A 20,216-nucleotide genomic window follows, 5' to 3' on the forward strand; every position below is an offset into this window, starting at 1 on the left:
CTAATCAAAAAATCCCAGAAAACCGCCATGCCCCACACTAAATGTTCCTACCCCAAAATAAAAACAGGCCCATAAGGCCCGTTTTTGGTTTGAAATATCTTATGCACCCAAGCGGTTAAGTATGTTTGGGCTGCGCCAGCGGAAAGGTTGTCTGCCATCCGCCGCCCAGCGCGTTATACAGGCGCACCAGATCGTCCGAGATAGTGGCCGTGCTCTCGGCCAGACTGGTCTGGGACGAAAGCAGCCTGCGCTGTGCATCAAGCACCTGAAGGTAATTCTGCAATCCATGTTTGTACTGGCTTTGCGCCAGATCCATGGAACGCCTGTCTGCTGCGACCTGATCGCTCAGGCGCTGATTCTTTTTCTGCTCTGCCTGATAGGCCGTCAGCGCGTTGTCCACCTCGCTCCATGCATTGAGCACCGTCTTGCGGTAGCGCAGGGCTGCGGCCCTCTGGGACGCCTTTTTCATCTGCAACTGCCCGGTCAGGCGGCCACCTTGAAAAATGGGAATGGTGATGGATGGCCCCACATTCCACATGCGGGAACTCCACATGCCCATATCGCGGAACGAGAAAGACTGAAGCCCAAAGCCCGCATCAATTGTGACCTTGGGGTAAAAATCGGCCATGGCCTGCCCCACTTCCGCCGTGGCGGCATGCAGTTCGGCCTCTGCCTCGCGGATGTCCGGGCGGCGGTGCGCCAGTTCGGACGGCAGGCCAATGGGCACGGCGGGGGGCACCAGCGGAATACCGGCCGTTTGCACCAGTTCGCTATTCAGCCCACCCGGAGGCGCTCCCATAAGCAGATTGATCGCGTTGATCTGCATGGCAATGCGCTGCTCGAACTGGGGGATCAGCGCGCTCGTATGCTGGAGTTCGGACTGCGCGCTATCCACATCCAGTTCACTGACCAGACCCGTTTTATAACGTGACTGGCTGAGTTGCAGCAGCTTGGCCGCTGCATTGCGGTTGGCAACGGTAATGCGCAACTGCTCCTGCAGGCTGCGCAGCGTCATGTAATCGGACGCAAGTTCGGACTGACGGGCGATCAGAATACCCCGGCGTTCTTCCATGGTGGCGTTGGTGTAGGATTTGGCTGCCTCGTACTGCCTGCGCACACGACCCCACAGGTCAACCTCCCAACTGGCCTGCACGCCATCCTGCCAGTTATTCAACAGGGGGATTGTGGCCTCGGAAGACTGGCTGGTCAGCATATCTCCCAACTGACTACCTGCGGAATGCTCACCAATGCGCTCCACAATCCGTTGCAACTGCTTGCTACTGTGCTGCACACGACTATACGACCCGGACGCCGCAAGGTCTGGAAAGCGCTCTGCCCCGGCCAGCAACAACTGCCCACGGCTGACGGCAAGCTGCTCGGATGCCTGCAACACATCCAGATTCTGCGCGGCCAGACGCTGCTCAAGCGATGTTAGCTCCGGGTCATGGAACACGGACCACCATTGTACGTCCGGCTCCTGCTCCGTAGGGACACTCAGAGCACTGGTGCGCTCCTGTGTTGCCGCCTTCTGCCACTGTGCGGGAGACCACGTCTGGGGCTTTTTATAGTCTGGCCCTACGGCACATCCTGCCAGAATAAAACCGACTGCCAGTGCGCCTGCCCGCCGTGCATTCCTTCTTGCCACCCGCTTACCCTCGTCGAAATTATGCGCCTGCTTTAATATGCGTTATAACCGCTACGCTGACCGACCAGTTCGGTCAGGGCATACCCTATCGTCTTTCCCTACCGCGTCAATCACAAGTCTCCAAAGCCCGAAAATCCATGGCCTTATCCTCCTCAGTTCCCGCACCGTCCAGCTCACCCTGCATGGGAGAGTCCGAGACCAAACGACAGCAGATTCTCACCGGCGCCAGCGCGGTTTTTGCCGAGCATGGCTACGAGGGAGCAAGCATGTCCGCCATTGCGCGGCAGGCTGGCGTGTCCAAGGGAACGCTGTACAATTACTTTGCCAACAAGGCCGAGCTGTTTGCCGCCTTTGTTGAGCAGCGCTGCCGGGAAAAACTGCCCGTAGCCCTTGCCCCCGTGCGCGAGGATTCGCCCCCGCGTGAAACACTGACCGCCGTGGCCCGCGCCATGGTGCGCCTGATTACCCAGCCCGAAAGCCTGATGCTGTACCGGATTATTGTCTCCGAAGCGCCGCGCTTTCCCCAGCTTGGGGCCGTATTCTGGGAGAATGGTCCCCGAGTCGGCATTGCCACACTGGCCAACTGGATCCGCGAGCAGGAAGCACGGGGCACACTTGCCACCGATGATCCGGTTTTTGCCGCCGAACAGTTTTTTGCACTTTGCCAGACGCGCATTGCCCATCTCAGGCGCTTTAACCTCAACCCCGAGAACAGTGCCGAGGATGAGGAAAAAGTCATCCATGCTGCAGTCCGGGTATTTATGGCCGCATACGGCGTGGAGTAACCTTACAAAAAAGGCCCGCATACCACCGGTATGCGGGCCTTTTCAGGCATAAGAGCAGGAGCCGCGCTTATTTTTTAAGCGCTTCCGCCAGTTGCGGCACAACCTCGAACAGGTCGCCCACAATGCCGTAATCCGCCACCTGAAAAATAGGGGCTTCGGGGTCTTTGTTGACCGCCACGATCACGCGGCTGTCCTTCATGCCTGCCAGATGCTGGATTGCGCCGGAAATACCAAACGCCATGTACAGCTCAGGAGCCACGATCTTGCCGGTCTGACCAACCTGCAACTCGTTTGGCACAAAGCCGGAATCCACGGCAGCGCGGGATGCGCCAACAGCAGCACCCAGCACATCGGCCAACGGGTCAAGCGCGTGGAATTTTTCCTCGCTGCCCATGCCACGACCGCCAGAAACCACAACGCGGGCCGATTCCAGATCAGGACGGGCGGAGTCGGATAGCTGAACAGCTTCAAAGCGGGACACGTCCGGGCTTTCCACCACTGCCACAGCCTCAACCGGAGCGCTGCCACCTTCAGCCGGTGCGGCATCAAACGATGCACTGCGCACGGTCAGAACTTTTTTGGCATCGGAAGAGCGTACCGTTGCCAGCGCATTGCCTGCATAGATCGGGCGCACAAAGGTCTGCGCGTCCACAATGCTCACCACATCAGGGATGGGCTGCACGTCCAGCAGGGCGGCGGCACGCGGCAGCACGTTTTTGCCCGTAGCACCGGCAGCGGCCACAATGTGGTCATACCCACCAGCAAGCGAGACAAGCAGGGCCGCCAGAGGTTCGGCCAGTTCGTGCGCATAGCGCGCATCGGCGGCATGCAGCACTTTGGACACACCCGCAATCTGGCTTGCGGCCTGCGCCAGAGCGGCATCACCCGTGACCAGCACATGCACATCACCCAGACGGGCAGCGGCGGTTACAGCAGAAAGGGCTGCCTTTCTGATCTGGCCGCCTTCATGATCCAGAAGAACAAGAGCGGTCATGTTCAGATCACCTTTGCTTCGTTACGCAGTTTTTCCACCAGCTCCGCAGCGGAGCCAACCTTGATGCCAGCCTTGCGTTCAGCCGGTTCAGCAACAGACACAATGGTCAGGCGCGGGGCCATGTCCACGCCAAGATCGGCGGCGGGAATGGTTTCCAGCGGCTTTTTCTTGGCTTTCATGATGTTGGGCAAAGAGGCATAGCGCGGTTCGTTCAGGCGCAGATCAGCCGTAATAATAGCTGGCAGGGCAAGGGAGACCTGCTCCGTGCCGCCATCAATTTCACGGCTGACATTCACGCGGCCATCAACCACATCAACCTTGCTGGCAAAGGTGCCCTGACCCCAGCCCAGCAGACCGGCCAACATCTGGCCCGTTGCGTTCATGTCGTCATCAATGGCCTGTTTGCCCAGCACAACCAGCGAGGGGCCTTCTTTTTCGACCAGCGTTTTCAGCACCTTGGCAACAGCCAGAGGTTCGGGGCTTTCATCGGTCAGCACCAGAATGGCCCGGTCAGCGCCCATGGCCATGGCGGTACGCAGGGTATCTTGGGCCTGCTGCACACCAATGGACACAACAACGACTTCCGAAGCAGCGCCTTTTTCACGCAGGCGCACGGCTTCTTCCACCGCAATTTCGTCAAACGGATTCATGGACATCTTGACGCCAGCGGTTTCCACTCCGCTGCCATCCGCCTTGACGCGCGGTTTGATGTTGTAATCAACAACCCGCTTTACAGGTACGAGTATCTTCATGACTTCTTTCGCTTGCAGACGCAGGATGGTTCGAACGGTTCTTTATCGTACTTTGACCGAAATTCACATACCAGCCGGATAATTGGGACCACCACCCCCTTCTGGCGTGGTCCAGTCTATGTTCTGGGTGGGGTCCTTGATGTCGCATGTTTTGCAATGCACGCAGTTCTGGGCATTGATTTGCAGGTGTGGCGCACTCTGCTCATCCGCTACTTCGTACACACCCGCCGGGCAGTAACGCGCCTCTGGTGCGTGGAACACATCCCAGTTGACCGTTTTCCACAAGGATGGGTTTTTGAGCCGCAGATGGACCGGCTGGTCCTCCTCGTGATTGGTCGCAGACAAAAACACGGAGGACAGGCGGTCAAATGTCAGCTTGCCATCGGGCTTGGGGTAAAATGGCTTGGTGCACAGGTCTGCCGGACGCAGCGTTTCGTTATCATGATGTTTGAAGTGCAGCGTCCACGGTGCGCGCCCACGCAGCAGCATGGCGTCCAGCCCTGCATATACAGCACCACCCATGGCGCCAAACCGTGCAAAGGCAGGGCGGATGTTCCGCGCGGTGCGCAGTTCCTGCCATAGCCAGGACTGCCGGACTTTTTGCGTAAAGGACCCCGGTTCCACACGGTCGGTCTTGATGGCCTCCACCACGGCTTCGGCCGCCAGCATGCCCGACTTCATGGACGTATGCGTGCCCTTGATTTTGGGCACGTTCAAAAATCCTGCGGAATCCCCGATCAGCGCGCCACCTGGGAAGGTCAGGCGCGGCACGGACTGCAACCCACCTTCAGACAGAGCGCGCGCACCGTAGGAAATACGCCGCCCCCCTTCCAGATGATGGCGGAAGGCGGGGTGCAGCTTGACGCGCTGCATTTCCTCAAACGGAGAGAGCCATGTGTTGGCGTAGTCCAACCCGACCACAAACCCGTAGGATACAAGGTTGTCACCAAAATGGTACAGCCATGCGCCACCATAGGTCTTGTCGTCCAAAGGCCAGCCAAAGCTGTGCTGCACCAGACCGGGGCGGTGGTTTTCGGCCGGGATTTCCCACACTTCCTTAATGCCAAGGCCGTAAGTCTGCGGGTCCACGCCCTTGCGCAGGTCGTAATGGACCATGACCTGCTTGGTCAGGGAGCCACGGCAGCCCTCGGCAAACAGGGTGTAGCGCCCGCGCAGTTCCATGCCCGGCTGGTAGTTGGGGCCGGGTTTGCCGTCCCGGCCAACACCCATATCCCCTGTGGCCACACCCACCACACGGTTGCGTTCGATCAGCACTTCGGAACCCGCAAAGCCGGGGTAGATCTCCACCCCCAGTTCCTCGGCCTGTGTGGCCAGCCAGCGGCAGACCTCGCCCAGACTGACAATATAGTTCCCGTGGTTGGCCATGTGCGGCATGACCTTGTCCAGCATGGGCACGCGGATACTGCCGGTTTCGGTCAGGTAGAGCATATCCTCGGCCGTAACGGGCGTGTTCAGCGGTGCGCCGCGTTCACGCCAGTCTGGCAGCAGTTCGGCCAGAGCGCGCGGCTCAATGACCGCACCAGACAGAATATGCGCCCCGATCTCGCTCCCTTTTTCAATCAGGCAGACACTGGTCTGGGGCGAAAGCTGGCGCAGACGAATGGCAGCAGCCAGTCCGGCGGGACCACCGCCAACAATGACAACATCGAACTCCATCGACTCACGCACAGGTTCACTCATTCCCGTTTTATCCCCGTTGAAATTTCTGTAGCTTTCCTAAACCCGATTTGTCACAGAATTGCAAAAAACGGGCACCCCGGCCCGTTTTGCGCCATTTCTGCCAAACAGGAAAGGTCAGGACCGGGCCATACGCGGTCCAAAGGCCAGTTCGTGCACGGCACGCCAGTTTTTATCGACAAAATTCACAATCAGGGTGCGCCGCGTTCCCCTGATCGGGCGCTGGACAAAGCCATGCCACGTCCTGTCAGACGGAATGAACAGCACCCCCGAATTGAATACCCCCGATGCACGCGCCACGGACTCGCCTTGCGGGGTCATCAGGTCCGTACCCCATTGCTCCGCCTCCTCCCCAATGGACAGGGAGATAAGCAGGGTCAGCTTTTTGGCCCCGATATCCGTATGCGGTTCCAGCCAGAATCCATTCGTATCCAGGCACAGCTCCAGCCGCAGGGCGGCTTCATCCAGCGGGGTTTCACACACGCGTTCGAATGTTTGGCGCATGGAATCGGAATCCAGCAACCGGGCCATGCGGTCCAGCCGGGCATCCCCTGCGCGCACCGCAGGGTCCACAAAAACGCGGAAAGCATTGCGCGTTTCCCGCCGTCCGCCAACATCCCCTGCTATGGCTGCCTCGCCCGGATTCCACGCCACCAGAGCATCGCATGCAGGGGGTTCCAGCACGTTGTCCAGCATCCAGTGGGGGAACGGATATGTGGCGGCAGATGTATGGGTCAGCCTGTCTGGCAGGGTAAAATGTCCGGTCTGGCCGGGCAAAGGAGCATCAGGACGCATGATGTCCGATCCTTCCGCTGAAACAGAAAATATGCTGGAGAACCAGAGGTGCAGGACTTTTTGCAGCATTGCCTCTGCGGTTCAGAAGCTGTTCCTCCATGCGCCAAAACGACCTGATGATCAAGTTGCATGGCAGAAATGCCAATTTGAACGGTCTGTACTTACAGCGCGCCAGAAAAACGGGGCGCGGGCGATTTGCCCGTGCTGGCCGCAGCCAGCTCTTTCTGGCGCGTATCAAAAACAGCAGCAACATTCCGCAGGAACGGACGCCCTTTTTCCGTTACCTCTATGCGGCTGTCTGTGCGTGTAATCAGCCCATCGCGCTCAAACAGGTGCAGGCTGGCCAGTTCCTCCGCAAACCCGTCCATACCCGGATTACCGGGAATGTGGTTTGCGCTCAGGTCGACTGCCAGATCGCACATAATCCGCTCGATAATGGCCCCACGGCAGCGATCGTCCGCCGTGCAGGCAACCCCACGCATAACCGGCAGCTCCGCCGAATCGGCCAGTGCGCGCGCATAGGTGGCAACGGAGGCAATGTTCTGGGCAAACCCTGCTGGCGCCATGGAAATGGCCGAAGCCCCCATGCCGAGCAGAACCGGGCAGGAATCCGTTGTGTAACCCTGAAAGTTACGATGCAGGGTGCCCGCGCGCGCAGCTTTGGCCAAGGCATCGTCGGGCAGGGCGTAATGGTCCAGCCCGATGGCCTGATACCCCGCCGCCTGCAACACCGCATCAATCTGCGCCCGCTGCGCCAGCCGTTCTGACGAACCGGGCAACGCATCTTCAGGAATAAGTTTCTGGCGCTTTTGCTTCCACGGAATATGGGCATAACCAAAAACGGCCAGCCGGTCGGGGCGGAGCAGGGCAATCTGGCGCGCCGTCTCGCCCACGCTTTCCACCGTCTGGTAGGGCAGGCCGTAAATCAGGTCGATATTAACGCCTGTAACACCCGCGGCGCGCACCTGCTCAATACAACTCTGGGTCTGCGCAAAGGACTGGTGACGACCGCAGGCTTCCTGCACTTTTTCGTCCAGATCCTGCACACCAAGGCTGATGCGGTTGAACCCCAGCGCACCCAGCAGAGCAGGGTAGCCTTCGGGCACATGCCGTGGGTCCATTTCCATGGCCAGTTCGGCATGGTCGGCAAAACGGAAAAAAGTACGCACAGCCCGCATAAGCTGCCGGAGCGATGCAGGCGGCAATGTGGTGGGCGTGCCACCGCCAAACTGAAGATGATGGACCGTGCGCTGCTCGCCCGTTAGAGCTACAACCCGGCGCATTTCCTCGCGCAGCAGGTCGCCATAGGCTACGCGCCCGTCCTCATGCCGCATAACGGAGGTATTGCACCCGCAAAACCGGCAGAGTTCATCACAGAATGGAACATGAAAATAAAGCGAGACAGGCAGGTCTGCTGGCAGCGTACGCCACCAGCTTTCCACGTCCTGAGACCCGACCGCATCTGAAAAACTCGCAGCGGTCGGGTAACTGGTGTAGCGCGGCAGATTCCCGCCGTAGCGGGAAATCAGGTCAGAGACGGGGTCCGCGCTCATCAGCTTAGATCAGAAGCGGTATGCAATACCGGCGGACACCACGGTGGGGTCCAGGGATTCATGAGCGCGAACCTTAACAGTTTCAGCCGCATTTTCAGCCCATGCATGCATACGAACGAACATCTGCTTGACATCGGCGTTGAAGAACCAGTTGCCAACCAGCTGATAGTCGAAACCAACGTTAACGGTCGGGCCACCGGTGAAGCCGGAGTTAAGCTTGGTCAGACCGCCAACCTGCGGCAGAGCGCCTGCACCACGCATGTTGTGGAACCACATAGCGGTTACACCCACACCCACATACGGGTTGAAGCGCTTGTGCGGACGGAAATGCCAAGCGAAGGTCAGCGTCGGGGGCAGAACCCAGGCAGAACCGACATCCAGCACGCGCGAACCACCGTTCAGACCCTGCAGATCGCTACCAACAGCGTTCACACGGTGGTGGGTGCTGGTGGCAATCAGGTCAACAGACAGGTTGTCCGTAAGGAAGTATTCAAGCGTCAGTTCCGGCATCGCCTGATTGGTGGTGGACAGGTGGGTGCTGTTCAGATGTGCGTAAGACGCACCACCATTTGTGCTCACCTTCACGCTGCTGTCACGGTCCTGCGGCAGAACGCCAACGCCGGACAGACGGACCATGAAGTCACCACGGCCCAGACCAATTTTGGTGCTGGCGCAGGTTTCAAAAATACCGCAGTGGCCAGAGCCTTTCTGCGCATCGGGGATACGGTTCATAACCGGGGCATTAACGTAGGCAGCATTGGGGTTTGCTGTCTGCGCCTGAGCGGCACCCGTCAGGGCGGCCACACCAGCCACTGCGGCTGTCAGAAAGGAACGGAACTTGACCATTGTGTTTTGTCTCTTCCACTGCACTGTAATTCTGTGCCGGAAAAACCACGCCCACGCCGTTGCAACCTTGATTTAGATCAAGTCTGCCCCATACTGGGTAAAGATGGGTCAAAACTGTGTCATTTTGAGCACAGCCCCCGGTTTCGACTTTTTTGCAGTTCTGGCCTGCAATTAAAATAATCCCTTGGCATGATTGATTTATGTCAACAAAAGCTCAATGCTGCGGGGCGACCTTCTACTGCCCCAACCGTTATAACAAGCCGCAACTGGTTAATACTAAACGGTTTTCTGGATTTATCGCATGACATCTTCTCCCCAGACATCTGCCTTTGCGCATCCCGGCGGGGCAGCACATGCCCCCAAAGCGGATATGGATGTCATGCGTTGCCTTGTGTGTGACATCCGGAACAGGAGTCTGTGCAACAGTATGGATGAGGAAGGGCTGGCAGCCCTTGCCCACTCATCCCGCCAGTTACTGCTGCCGCCGGGCACCACAATTGTTGAAGAGGGTGAGCCTGCGCTGGCATTTTTCAATGTGACGCGCGGCACGGTCAAACTGTTCAAATCCCTGCCCGATGGACGCAGGCAGATTACGGGTTTTGCCGATGCAGGGCAGTTTTTGGGCCTGAGCACGGCGCAGACCTACTCTTTTGGGGCAGAAACGGTGGATAACGTGCGCCTGTGCCGCTTCCTGCGCCCCCAGCTTGAGACATTACTGAGCGACTACCCAACATTTGAACGCCGCCTGCTGGCCGCCGTAACCGACAAACTGGCCGAAGCGCAGGAACAAATGCTGCTACTGGGGCGCAAAACCGCGCGCGAAAAGGTTGCCACCTTTCTGCTGGACCGGATGAAAGCCTTCCACCAGACCGCAAACCGGCGGCAGGAGGCGGAAAATCTGGCCTCCGTGCCCATGACACGGGTGGATATTGCCGATTATCTGGGTTTGACGATTGAAACCGTCAGCCGGACCATAAGCGCATTCCGTCGCAGCCTGCTGATTGCCAGCGCGGAAAACCACCGGATTCGCATTCTGTCGGTAGCCACTCTGCTCAACATCGCCTCCGGGCAGAAGGCCGACTAGGCCGCACTCCCCCACGCATAAAAGCCAACCGGGCACCGCTCCAAACAAAAGGCCGACTCCATGGGAGCCGGCCTTTTGCCTTAATAATACCAGACGGGGCGGAACCACTCAGTTCTCGTCATCATCCCCGCTGCCAAGGCCACTCTCGGCAGGCAGGCCAGCATTACTGCCATCTGGCGAAATCGCGATGAACAGAGACTGCCCTTCGCGCAGAATACGCAGCAGCAATGGTTTTTTGGCCGCCATTGCTGCCTTGATCAGACCCACGGCAGCCTTGGGAGCATCCACCTGCTGGCTACCCACGGCCTGAATAACATCCCCCGGGCGAATACCCGCCTGATCGGCAGGGGACCCGGCTTCCACATCGCTCACCACAACGCCGTGCGCGTCCTGCGGCAGGCCAAGCTGCTGGCGCGTATCGCGGTTAAGGGGGGCCAGAGCTATGCCCAAGTGCTGCCCACCAACCGCACTGGCGGTTTTGCCCGTATCGCCCGCAGCACTGGCAAGGTTGCCAATTTTGAGGTTGACCGTCTGCGCCTTGCCCGCACGCACAAAGCCAATTGTAACCTGCGTACCCGGCGCAACCGCCGCCACACGCACGGCAAGGTCATGCGGGGTGGCAATCTTCTGGCCATTAAAGTCGGTAATCACGTCTTCGGCCTTCAGCCCTGCTTTTTCGGCCGGGCTGTCCTGGCTCACACTGGCCACCAGAGCACCGGCAGGCGGCGTACCAGCCACGGCCGGGGCAGGCAGGTTGAGCGCACTGGCCATAACGGGGGAAATAATCTGCGCGTTAACCCCAAGGTAGCCCCGCACCACATGGCCGGTCTTGCGCAACTGGTCCACAACACTGCGCACCGTATCGGAGGGAATGGCAAAGCCAATACCGATCGACCCCCCACCGGAGGGGGAGAGAATGGCGGTGTTCACACCCACCACCTTGCCGTCCTGCGTAAACAGCGGGCCACCGGAGTTGCCACGGTTAATGGGCGCATCCACCTGAATGAAGTTGTCGTACGGGCCTTCGTTAATGTCGCGCCCACGGGCGGAAACAATACCCGCGGTAACCGTGCCCCCCAGCCCATACGGGTTGCCAACCGCAATCACCCATTCGCCCGGCTGGACATCATCAGACTCGCCCAGTTCAATAAAGGGGAGCTTTTGCGTAGGCGTGACCTTGAGCAACGCCAGATCGGTCTTGCCATCACGGCCGACAACCTTGGCGGGCAGGGTCGTGCCATCATCCAGTGTGACCGTAACCTTGGTCGCCCCTTTGACCACGTGGTTGTTGGTCACCACATACCCATCGGCCGAAATGACAAAGCCCGACCCGCGCGCCTCGATCAGCTGCTTGGAGGGCTGGGGCATCATCTGGAACGGAAAGGGGAATGGAAAAGGCCCGCCACCACCGCCCATACCCATGTTACCGCCCTCGCCTTCCATGGCGTCGGAACGGATCATGGAGGTAATGGACACCACGGCCGGTTTGACCTGTTTGACCAACTCCACAAAATCGGGAATCCGCTGGGCGGGGCCGCTGGGCTTGATCATGCTGGACGTATCCGCCCATGCCGCAGCACCAGCCCATGGCCCGGCGGCGGAAACCAGCATGCAGCCAGCGAGCAGAGCCTTGGTCCAGTTGCGGCGGCTGCCACGCGTGCAAACGTTTGTCACAGATTTTTCCGACATCACGATCTTGACTGTTCCTTGTTGTACCCAAGCAGGACTCGTTTCGGGTGATCCGGTTTGACCGGGTGGCCATTTGCACCAAACAGCCACCAGAACCTGCGCCACCTTACGCCCTACAGGCTAACATGGTTTCCTTTTTGGAAAAAAAAAGCCTTAATCTGGACCTGTATGCAGGCTTTCATGCGGGGGCGGGGGCACCTCATCACGCAGGGTGCGGAAAAAGCTTTTCAGCATCTCGCCCGCCTCACGCTCGCGCACGCCGCCCACAATATCGGGGCGGTGCAGGGCCTCGGCCCGGTAGGGCAGCCGGGGGCCATGTTCCACGGCGCCACCCTTGGGGTCATACGCGCCAAAAACCAGCCGCCCGAGCCGAAAATGGGCCATGGCCGCAGCACACATGGGGCATGGTTCCAAGGACACAACCAAGGTGCAGTCTGCCAGCCTGCGGCCGTGCCGCTGGCGCACGGCCTCGCGCATGACCAGCATTTCCGCATGGGCGGAGGGGTCTTGCAGTTCTTCCACCCTGTTGCCCGCCTGCGCCAGCACCATGCCCTGCGCGTCCAGCAACACCGCCCCAACCGGCACCTCGCCCCGGCCAGCCGCCAGACGGGCCTGCTGCAAGGCCAGCTCCATGCCGCCCCCCTGCGCCTTGCCAGCGGGGAGCGTGGGTGTATGACAAACCATTCCAACGCCTTTCATGGCCCCTGCTCCCGCATTTGAACACTTTGGGGTCAGAAACATCACATTTTTCTTGCAATCCAAACCGTAATTTTGTCATCCTGCCTTAAAGCCGCCACTATCCTTGGTTTTTGCACCGCAACGGTGCGTCTGACCCGGATCATGGCCTGCTGGTCCTTCACTCATGGCTGGAAAGGTCGGAACCATGCATTCTCTGTCTTTCATTCTGGCCGCGGCTGCAATGGGGTTTGGTCTTGCTGTTGCGGACAGGCTTCCCAGCGAATCCTCCACCCCCGCAACCGCGCAGGTTACCAGCAGCCACATGATGCCACACAACATCCCTTCGTTCCTGACCCGCTAGGCAGGCCACACGGCGCGCACGCACGGGCCAGACGGGAAAAGATGCAAAATTTCAGCACCTGTGGCACCTGACACGAAACAGTTCCGGTTTTCCTATGGCTTTTCGTGCAGGACCACAGGCTTATGGCAGCAGAGCGCCCCGTTATTGGCATTACCCTTGATCTGGAAGAGGGCGGTGCAGACCGTTACTCCCGCTTTGCGTGGTGTGCCCTGCGCGAAAATTATTTGAGCGCCGTAGCCACAGCTGGTGGCCTGCCGGTGGCCCTGCCCCTGTTCCCCCAGCTTGGGCAGGAATACGTGGCCAAGCTGGACGGGCTGGTCATAACCGGTGGTGCGTTTGATATTGACCCCCAGCTCTATGGCGCAACCGAGCGCCACCCCAGCGTAACCCTGCGCCCACGCCGCACACGGGCCGAAAGCATGCTGCTGGCGGCGGCCTTGCAGCGCAACATACCTGTGCTGGGCATATGCGGGGGCATGCAGCTGATTGCCGTAGCCCTTGGGGCAACGCTTATCCAGCACCTGCCCGATACATACCCCTCCGCATTGCCGCATGAGCAGCCAAACCCGAGGGACGAGGCAAGCCACAGCGTTACAATCCAGCCAGACACCCTGCTCGCCCGCATGACCGGGGGGGCAGAACGCATTGCCGTAAACTCCGCCCACCATCAGGCCGTAGGCACCCCCGGACGTGGCCGGGTGAATGCCATTGCCGAGGATGGCGTGATAGAAGGCATAGAAGACCCGGACCATCGTTTTTGCCTTGGGGTGCAATGGCACCCGGAATTTGGCATAGACCCGGCAGACAGAACTCTTTTCAAGGCCTTCATACAGGCATCAGGAGAACAGGCGTGACGCAGGAAGCGCGGGGAGAACGCATTGCAAAGTGGCTGGCACGCTCAGGGGTGGCCAGCCGGCGCGATGCAGAGCGCATGATTGAGGAAGGGCGTGTGCAGCTGAACAGCCAGACCGTTACGCACCCGGCAACCTTTGTCACCGATGGCGATATTGTTCTGGTGGATAACCAGCCGGTTTCCGCCCCCGAACGCACAAGGCTGTGGCGCTACCACAAGCCCGACGGGCTGGTAACAACCCACAAGGACCCGGAGGGACGGCCAACCGTTTTTTCCTCCCTGCCAGAAGGCATGCCCCGCGTGATCAGCGTTGGCAGGCTTGACCTGAACAGCGAAGGGCTTTTGCTGCTGACCAATGATGGCGAACTGGCCCGCAGGCTGGAACTGCCCTCCAACGGCTGGCTGCGCCGTTACCGTGTGCGCGTCTTTGGCGTGGTGGATGAAGCCCGTCTGGCCTCCCTTGCCCATGGCTGCGTGTTCGAGGGGGTGCGCTATGGCCCCATTATTGCCGCCCTCGATTCGCGCAAAGGGGACAATGCGTGGCTCACCGTCTCGCTCAAGGAAGGCAAGAACCGGGAGATCCGCAAGGTCATGGCCGGGCTTAACCTGCATGTCAGCCGCCTGATCCGCACCAGCTACGGGCCATTCCCCCTTGGCACGCTGCAAAAAGGCGAGCTGGAGGAAGTGCCCCCCCGCGTCCTGCGTGACCAGTTGCCCAAAGCGCCGGAAAAAACCACGCCGTCAAACACCGCACTCCGCAACAAGGCCCGCTGATGGTGCGCATTATTGCCGGTGCGCGCAAAGGCCGTGTGCTGGCCGCCCCCACCGGCGGCGCCACACGCCCCACGGCGGACCGCGTGCGCCAGGCCCTGTTTGACGTGCTGGCCCACGCCCCGTGGGGTGGGCCAGCCCTGCTGGAAGGCGCACACGTGCTGGACGCCTTTGCAGGCACAGGCGCACTCGGGCTGGAGGCTATGTCCCGCGGGGCGGAGCATGCTGTTTTTTTTGAGACAGACCGCCCTGCCCTTGCCGCCCTGCGCGCCAATATTCACGCCTGCGGGTGGGATGGGCAGTGCCAGACTTACCCGCGCGATGTAACCAGCCCGCCCACCGCGCGCGCCACCCCCGCCACCTTGGTGTTTTTGGACCCTCCCTACCATAAGGGCCTCCCCACCAAGGCGCTGGCAGCCCTGAAGGCAAAGGGATGGATTGCCCCCAACGCCGTGGCCGTAATTGAAACCGGGCGCGACGAACCCCTGCCCTTTACGGATGAGACCGAAGAGGCTCCCCCCTGCCCCCATACCCTGCTGGCAGAGCGCCAGCACGGTGCCGCACGCCTGTCCATCTGGCGGCTGGCATGAGGGCAGACGTAAAAAAACACCGCACATATCTAATGGCCGCACGCGCCTTGCTGCGCTACACAGACCAGAACAAAACGATTTTACAGGTTACAGAAGGCAAAGAGAAACATGGCTGGAAGCGTTAACAAGGTCATTCTGGTCGGCAATCTGGGCAAAGACCCCGAAGTCCGCACCAGCCAGGGCGGGCAGAAAATTGTGTCCTTCTCCCTCGCTACCAGCGACACATGGAACGACCGCGCCTCGGGCGAAAAGCGTGAGCGGACGGAATGGCACCGTGTTGTTATTTTTAACGACCGGCTGGCCGATGTGGCAGAGCGCTTCCTGCGCAAAGGCCGCAAGGTTTACCTTGAAGGCTCGTTGCAGACCCGCAAATGGACCGATCAGGGCGGGCAGGAACGTTACACGACCGAAGTTGTTGTGGACCGCTTCCGTGGCGAACTGGTTCTGCTGGACAGCCGCAATGGTGGTGAAGGCGAAGGCGGCGGCTTTGGTGGTGGCAGCAGCTACGGCGGCTACAACACCGGCGGCGGCAATGCAGACTACGGCAATGGTGGTGGCAATGGTGGCTCCCGCCTGCCCGCCCCGCAGCGTGGTGGCGGCGGTGGCGCACCTTCTGGCGGGTGGGATGCCTCGGGCAGTGGCGATCTGGATGATGAAATTCCGTTCTGAACGCACAACCCGCGCAACAATGACCAAGGGGGCCGTTGCCATACGGCCCCTTTTTTTATGGGTGGGAATAAGGCCACCACCTTGCCATCCCGCCCCAGCAAAACAAAAAAACGGGGTGGAGGGGTTGGCGCATCACATCCGATTTTATTGAAATTTTAATAAAGTGATGTTTTCTGTTTATTACTTTTTCCAAATATCAGTTTTTCTTTATCTTACTGACCGATCATTCTGCTTTTCTTCATGCATTGGTGCATAAATTTCTTGGCGCATGGGCATGATGCCGCTATAAGCCGCGTCATTCTTTCAAGGCAGGTTTCCTGTCATTGCAAAGGCTGACGACAGACATGATTACTTTACCGCCAGATTATCGCCCGTCGGAAGACGAAGAGTTCATGAATCCTCTTCAGACGGAATACTTCCGGCAGAAACTGCTCAAATGGCGCGCTGATCTTTTGAAAGAGGCGGGGGACACCCTGGCCAGCCTTTCCGAAGGTGGCATTCATGAAGCCGATATTACCGACCGCGCCAGCGTGGAGACGGACCGTGCGCTGGAACTGCGCACCCGTGACCGCGCACGCAAGCTGATTGGCAAGATCAACCTTGCTCTCCAGCGGGTTGAAAACGGCAGCTACGGCTATTGTGAGGAAACGGGCGAGCCGATTGGCCTCAAACGTCTGGAAGCCCGCCCCATCGCCACCTTGTCCATTGAGGCGCAGGAACAGCACGAGCGTATGGAAAAAACGCATCGGGACGATTAATTTTCGTCTTTTTTTGTTCCCCCCGCTCTTGCGGTGTCCGGCCCAAAAGGCTAGAACCCCGCAAGCAGTGCTGCTGTAGCTCAGTGGTAGAGCACTCCCTTGGTAAGGGAGAGGTCGACAGTTCAATCCTGTCCAGCAGCACCAGCAATCTTCCGTTCTTCACAGGCGCTTGGGCGTCTGGTTTGTCCGGCGTGGCACACAGGCAGAGCACCGTATGCTCTGTGGCCTGTCAGTGCTTACGCATTGTGGCGTTGAGGGCCGTATGTGAGCGGCATAAAATTGCCGTTGGGAAATATGATTATTTCCTCTCTCCAAAAATAAATCTTGAGCCAAAAATACTTGTCTTCTCGTTGCATGAGAGTATGCGAAACCGCGTGAGACTGATCTTTCAGGCATTTGAATGATTTTTCGTGACGTAGAGGACGCCGTATTTTTATGAAGCACCCCATTAACTCCATTCAAATGCTGCGTGGCATTGCCGCACTCGCTGTCGTTTTATGCCACTCTCGCAATTATCTTGTTGGGGATGCGTTCAACGCGGCTGATCATATCTTGTTCAATGGCGCCATGGGGGTGGATCTGTTTTTCATTATAAGTGGATTCATCATGGTGATCTCCACTTATCAATACCGTGGCACGTTCCTTGATGTGGTCGATTTTCTCATCAAGCGTGTTTCAAGGGTTCTGCCGCCCTACGTTATTGCGACATTCATCTACATCTTATGTTCGGCTGGCCTGTCCTATTTTACGCAGCCACACGCTATATCCGGTCTTTTTAGAGCATTTGTGTTCCTTCCTGAAACATATATGCCGTATTTTAATACGCCGCTCCCTGTGGGATGGACGTTAAACTTTGAAATGTATTTCTATCTTATTTTTTCCATATCTCTTTTATTTGGAAAATTTAGATTCCTTGCTTTGTGTTCGTTTATTTTTGTAACTGTTTGTTATATTCCAAAAAAATTGGGCGCTTTCACGCTCAATCCTTTGCATTTCCAGGACTATTCAGTCCCTTATTATAACATGATGGCAAACCCCTTTATTCTTGAATTTCTGTGTGGGGCAGGCATTTCATATATCTGTCTCTATCTTCGGAAACATCATACCAAGCTGGCAGGACTGCCTTACCTGCCTTACCTCTCCCTTGGCTTTGGTCTTACTTTTTTACTGAACTGGACCGATATTCCACATAAGCTGCACTCCCATGGTCTACTCAACTGGGGCATACCGTGCGTATTGATTTTTTCCATTATTGTCATAATGGATGTTATCCATACCTTTAGAATACATCACTTTCTGACCAAAATAGGCAATGTTTCTTATACTCTTTATTTAACACACACGTCCTCACTACTGGTTCTTAGCCATCTTTTAGACCGTATTCATCTTGGCGGCATGAAAATCTCTGTGTTTTATGCGCCATTTTCCGCCACAATCTGCGTTATTGTCTCTTTTTTACTTTATAATGTTATGGAAAAAATTCCGTCTGATTATATTCGCACAAAACTTCTCTCTGGTGTGCGGTCTTTTCGGGTACGAGCCGTCCAACAATAACCAAAGCCGCGCCCGCTCCCACACACAGAGCGGGCACAGCGTGACTATACGGCCAACAACAGGCCACCAGATGATTGTTTGGACAGACCCGCAAAAGAGCGCATCCGTCAGGACGACCCCACGGCAGCTCAGGTGCTTTGCCTCACAAGGCATCTAAAGTTCACACCATACAAAAAAGGCCCCGCACTCTGGCGGGGCCTTTTGCAAACAACCTGATCATAAGGCCACGTCAGGCCCGGAGCGGTTCAACCACGCGGGCCACCTCTGGAACCACCCTCACCCGGACCGCCACCATGGCCACCGCCGGATGGGCCGCCGCCATGTCCGCCACCGCCGGGGCGTTGTCCACCACCCCCACCGGGGCCGCCGGGCGCTCCACCACCGCCAGAACCATTACCGGGGCCACTACCGGGAGCACCACCGGGACGATTCCCGGGACCACCACCGGGGCGGTTACCACCCCCCGGTCGCCGCCCTATGCTTCCACCACCACCGCCGCCACCGGGGCGACCGGGACCCATACCCGGCCTGCCCATGGGCGGGCGTGGAGCCGGGCGGGACCAGCCACCACCGCTGTAATATCCGCCGCCATAGCCGTAATAATCATCATACCGCACGCCGGAACCCGCATATCCGTATGGATAATACGGACGTGGCCCCGGACCATCGGGGCCAACGCAGCCCGCCAGAGTTGTTAAAGACCCCAATGCCGCCAGAGCGCACACAAGACGTTTCATAACTATGGCCTCCTGCTGGTGGTCAGCACTCAGGCGCCAACTTTCACCAGCACATGATGTTTTTTGCCAGCAGAGAGCCTGATGGCGCCGTCCACACTATCGTGCTCCATAATCAGGCGATTTTCATCCGCGATCACGGCATTGTTGAGGCGCGCGCCACCCCCACGTACCAAACGCCGGGCCTCGCCATTGGTTTTGGCAAGCCCGGCCTCCACCAGCAGGCGGAAAACGGGAATACCCTGTGCAAGGTCTGGCTGGGCCACCTCATGCACGGGCAGGTCGGCAGCGGTGACCCGGCCTTCCTCAAAGGTCTGGCGGGCGGCCTCGGCGGCGGCCAGAGCGGCCTCGCGCCCGTGGCACAGGGCCGTGGCCTCGGTTGCCAGCACTTTTTTGGCCTCGTTAATTTCGGCCCCCTGCAAGCCCTCAAGGCGGGCGCATTCCTCCAGCGGAAGGTCCGTGAACAGGCGCAGGAAGCGCCCCACATCGGCATCCTCCGTATTGCGCCAGAACTGCCAGTAATCAAACACAGGCAACCGTTTGGGGGAGAGCCACACCGCACCACTGGCTGTTTTGCCCATTTTGGCACCCGATGAGGTGGTCAGCAAAGGGGTGGTTAGGCCCATGACGGACTTCTGGTCCGTCCTGCGCACCAGTTCCACACCCGAGATAATGTTACCCCACTGATCAGACCCGCCAAGCTGGAGCACCAGACCGTATTTGCGGCTGAGTTCGCGGAAGTCATAGGACTGAAGAATGGAGTAGTTGAACTCCAGAAAAGTCAGCCCCTGCTCACGCTCCAGCCGGTTTTTGACCGAGTCGAACGCCAGCATGCGGTTAATGGAAAAATGCACCCCCACATCACGCAGCAGGTCGATATAGGCCAGCTTGTCCAGCCAGTCGGCGTTATTCACCAGCAGCGCATCGGACGCGCCCGTGCCAAAGGTCAGGAACTGGCGCAGGCACCCTTCGATCCCGGCAAGGTTGGTCTGGATAATGTCATCCGTCATCAACCGCCGTGCTTCCTCACGGAAGGAGGGGTCGCCAATCCGGGCGGTGCCGCCACCAACAAGGGCAATCGGGCGGTGGCCATGCTTTTGCAGCAGCCGGAGCATCATAATCTGGATCAGCCCGCCCACATGCAGGCTGTCCGCCGTGGGGTCAAAGCCGATATAAGCCGAAATGGACTCCCGTTCCATAAGTGCGTCCAGCGCCTGCGCATCCGTGCACTGGAAAATGAAGCCACGTGCTGCGGCCTCGCGCATGAAAGAACTCTGAAATCCGCTCTCGACCATTTTCCTGTCCCTATCCTCCGGCCCGCATCAGGCGGGCAGAACCCAAGGCACACGCTCTAGCATGAGAGCGCGCGCAACAGGAACCGCCCACGCGCGAGCGTAATGCTCTGGG

The 20,216-nt window shown here is 58.7% G+C and carries 20 protein-coding genes and 1 tRNA gene; 10 read left to right on the forward strand and 11 right to left on the reverse strand.

Going from position 1 to position 20,216, the window contains the following annotated elements; genetic code table 11:
• Positions 1-115: 115 nt before the first annotated feature.
• Positions 116-1,645: an efflux transporter outer membrane subunit gene (locus AABE20_RS10275; RefSeq protein WP_338332976.1), complete on the reverse strand. Its 1,530-nt coding sequence runs from the start codon at positions 1,643-1,645 to the stop codon at positions 116-118.
• Positions 1,646-1,782: 137 nt separating this feature from the next.
• On the opposite strand from AABE20_RS10275, the gene AABE20_RS10280 reads away from it, so the two are divergent.
• The gene (locus AABE20_RS10280) at positions 1,783-2,430 is read left to right on the forward strand and encodes a TetR/AcrR family transcriptional regulator C-terminal domain-containing protein (RefSeq protein WP_338332977.1); all 648 of its coding nucleotides are present in this window, start codon (positions 1,783-1,785) and stop codon (positions 2,428-2,430) included.
• Between the two features lie 67 nt (positions 2,431-2,497).
• Here the strand turns inward: AABE20_RS10280 and AABE20_RS10285 are convergent, their stop codons facing one another.
• The 6 genes from AABE20_RS10285 to AABE20_RS10310 form a co-directional block, all read right to left on the reverse strand.
• The gene (locus AABE20_RS10285; RefSeq protein ID WP_338332978.1) at positions 2,498-3,424 is read right to left on the reverse strand and encodes an FAD-binding protein; all 927 of its coding nucleotides are present in this window, start codon (positions 3,422-3,424) and stop codon (positions 2,498-2,500) included.
• 2 nt (positions 3,425-3,426) lie between these two features.
• Positions 3,427-4,176 (reverse strand): electron transfer flavoprotein subunit beta/FixA family protein, encoded by a 750-nt coding sequence (locus tag AABE20_RS10290; protein WP_165992143.1) that lies wholly within the window; start codon positions 4,174-4,176, stop codon positions 3,427-3,429.
• A 63-nt stretch (positions 4,177-4,239) separates the two neighbouring features.
• Positions 4,240-5,877, reverse strand: coding sequence for an electron transfer flavoprotein-ubiquinone oxidoreductase (locus AABE20_RS10295; RefSeq protein WP_338332979.1), 1,638 nt, complete (start codon positions 5,875-5,877; stop codon positions 4,240-4,242).
• Positions 5,878-5,991: 114 nt separating this feature from the next.
• On the reverse strand, positions 5,992-6,669 hold the full coding sequence (locus tag AABE20_RS10300) for a 2OG-Fe(II) oxygenase (RefSeq protein ID WP_338332980.1): 678 nt from the start codon (positions 6,667-6,669) through the stop codon (positions 5,992-5,994).
• Positions 6,670-6,830: 161 nt separating this feature from the next.
• Entirely contained in the window at positions 6,831-8,222 is a 1,392-nt protein-coding gene (hemN, locus tag AABE20_RS10305) for an oxygen-independent coproporphyrinogen III oxidase (RefSeq protein WP_338332981.1), read from the reverse strand.
• Positions 8,223-8,231: 9 nt separating this feature from the next.
• Positions 8,232-9,068, reverse strand: coding sequence for an OmpW/AlkL family protein (locus tag AABE20_RS10310; RefSeq protein ID WP_338332982.1), 837 nt, complete (start codon positions 9,066-9,068; stop codon positions 8,232-8,234).
• Between the two features lie 301 nt (positions 9,069-9,369).
• On the opposite strand from AABE20_RS10310, the gene AABE20_RS10315 reads away from it, so the two are divergent.
• Positions 9,370-10,152 (forward strand): Crp/Fnr family transcriptional regulator, encoded by a 783-nt coding sequence (locus AABE20_RS10315; RefSeq protein WP_338332983.1) that lies wholly within the window; start codon positions 9,370-9,372, stop codon positions 10,150-10,152.
• Positions 10,153-10,260: 108 nt separating this feature from the next.
• Here AABE20_RS10315 and AABE20_RS10320 read toward each other — a convergent pair whose 3' ends face one another.
• Together AABE20_RS10320 and AABE20_RS10325 are read right to left on the reverse strand one after the other, a co-directional pair.
• The gene (locus tag AABE20_RS10320; protein WP_338332984.1) at positions 10,261-11,841 is read right to left on the reverse strand and encodes a Do family serine endopeptidase; all 1,581 of its coding nucleotides are present in this window, start codon (positions 11,839-11,841) and stop codon (positions 10,261-10,263) included.
• A gap of 153 nt (positions 11,842-11,994) precedes the next feature.
• Entirely contained in the window at positions 11,995-12,474 is a 480-nt protein-coding gene (locus AABE20_RS10325) for a nucleoside deaminase (protein ID WP_408740891.1), read from the reverse strand.
• 250 nt (positions 12,475-12,724) lie between these two features.
• Here AABE20_RS10325 and AABE20_RS10330 point away from each other — a divergent pair, with 250 nt between their 5' ends.
• From AABE20_RS10330 to AABE20_RS10365, 8 genes are all read left to right on the forward strand, one after another.
• Positions 12,725-12,880 (forward strand): hypothetical protein, encoded by a 156-nt coding sequence (locus tag AABE20_RS10330; RefSeq protein WP_338332985.1) that lies wholly within the window; start codon positions 12,725-12,727, stop codon positions 12,878-12,880.
• 122 nt (positions 12,881-13,002) lie between these two features.
• Positions 13,003-13,734 carry a gamma-glutamyl-gamma-aminobutyrate hydrolase family protein gene (locus tag AABE20_RS10335; RefSeq protein ID WP_338332986.1) on the forward strand — a complete coding sequence of 244 codons (732 nt, stop codon included), beginning with the start codon at positions 13,003-13,005 and terminating at the stop codon, positions 13,732-13,734.
• Positions 13,731-14,507, forward strand: coding sequence for a pseudouridine synthase (locus AABE20_RS10340; RefSeq protein WP_338332987.1), 777 nt, complete (start codon positions 13,731-13,733; stop codon positions 14,505-14,507). Before AABE20_RS10335 ends, AABE20_RS10340 begins: the two co-directional genes overlap by 4 nt.
• On the forward strand, positions 14,507-15,094 hold the full coding sequence (rsmD, locus tag AABE20_RS10345; protein WP_338332988.1) for a 16S rRNA (guanine(966)-N(2))-methyltransferase RsmD: 588 nt from the start codon (positions 14,507-14,509) through the stop codon (positions 15,092-15,094). Before AABE20_RS10340 ends, rsmD begins: the two co-directional genes overlap by 1 nt.
• A 108-nt stretch (positions 15,095-15,202) precedes the next feature.
• Positions 15,203-15,763, forward strand: a complete 561-nt coding sequence (gene ssb / locus AABE20_RS10350) for a single-stranded DNA-binding protein (protein WP_338332989.1) — start codon at positions 15,203-15,205, stop codon at positions 15,761-15,763.
• A 344-nt stretch (positions 15,764-16,107) separates the two neighbouring features.
• Positions 16,108-16,521 carry an RNA polymerase-binding protein DksA gene (gene dksA, locus AABE20_RS10355; RefSeq protein WP_025828648.1) on the forward strand — a complete coding sequence of 138 codons (414 nt, stop codon included), beginning with the start codon at positions 16,108-16,110 and terminating at the stop codon, positions 16,519-16,521.
• A 69-nt stretch (positions 16,522-16,590) separates the two neighbouring features.
• Positions 16,591-16,665 (forward strand) — tRNA-Thr (locus AABE20_RS10360).
• Between the two features lie 291 nt (positions 16,666-16,956).
• Positions 16,957-18,075 carry an acyltransferase family protein gene (locus tag AABE20_RS10365; protein ID WP_338332990.1) on the forward strand — a complete coding sequence of 373 codons (1,119 nt, stop codon included), beginning with the start codon at positions 16,957-16,959 and terminating at the stop codon, positions 18,073-18,075.
• A gap of 245 nt (positions 18,076-18,320) precedes the next feature.
• Here the strand turns inward: AABE20_RS10365 and AABE20_RS10370 are convergent, their stop codons facing one another.
• A complete protein-coding gene (locus AABE20_RS10370; protein WP_338332991.1) occupies positions 18,321-18,812 on the reverse strand; it encodes a hypothetical protein in 492 nt (163 codons plus the stop codon).
• 29 nt (positions 18,813-18,841) lie between these two features.
• Positions 18,842-20,104, reverse strand: coding sequence for a tyrosine--tRNA ligase (gene tyrS / locus AABE20_RS10375; RefSeq protein ID WP_338332992.1), 1,263 nt, complete (start codon positions 20,102-20,104; stop codon positions 18,842-18,844).
• Positions 20,105-20,216: the final 112 nt, after the last annotated feature.

The organism is Acetobacter zythi (genome assembly GCF_963921165.1).
GTDB lineage: Bacteria > Pseudomonadota > Alphaproteobacteria > Acetobacterales > Acetobacteraceae > Acetobacter.